The following is a 505-nucleotide window of genomic DNA, read 5'->3' as shown; positions in this document are numbered from 1 at the left end:
CCTCAGTGGTCGGCAATGCCACCGGTGGACGCCCTGCTGCCCTGGACGAGCTCCGGCAACAAGAACAACCGCAGCTGGCCCGTCTCCCCCAGCCGGGACGTCCTGGAGAGCCGGTGGCGCAGGCTCGTCCAAGCCCCAGCGGAGGACAAGGCCGCACTGCTGAAAACCACCAGAGACCGCCGTCCGGATAAGCCGGAACCGCCACTGCCCGGGCAGCAGGAAATGGAAAGCCTTGCCGCGGAGAAGGAGACGTTGCCGGTCACTGTTCCCTACGGCCGGATGACCTTCGACAGGCAGTACATCATCGCGGACAGGCGAGTGATCGACTTTCCGCGACCGGCCTTGTGGTTCGCCCACAACGACCAGCGTCAGATCTACCTATCCGAACTCCACACGGAATCAGGCCGTCCGGGGCCAGCGGTGAGTTTCACTGCCCTGCTGCCCGACATGCACCACTTCAAAGGCACCGAAGGCGGCCGCGTCGCCCCTCTCTACCGCCACCCTC

Annotated in this window: 1 protein-coding gene; it reads left to right on the top strand. The window is 65.5% G+C overall.

All coding sequences use genetic code 11. The features are described from left to right. Positions 1–24: 24 nt before the first annotated feature. On the top strand, positions 25–505 hold a 481-nt coding region (locus HCJ93_RS29065; protein WP_309141541.1), incomplete at its 3' end, for a type ISP restriction/modification enzyme.

This window comes from Streptomyces composti, from assembly GCF_012034205.1.
Classification (GTDB): Bacteria; Actinomycetota; Actinomycetes; order Streptomycetales; family Streptomycetaceae; genus Streptomyces; species Streptomyces composti.
This window is presented reverse-complemented; position numbering and strand designations above follow the sequence as displayed.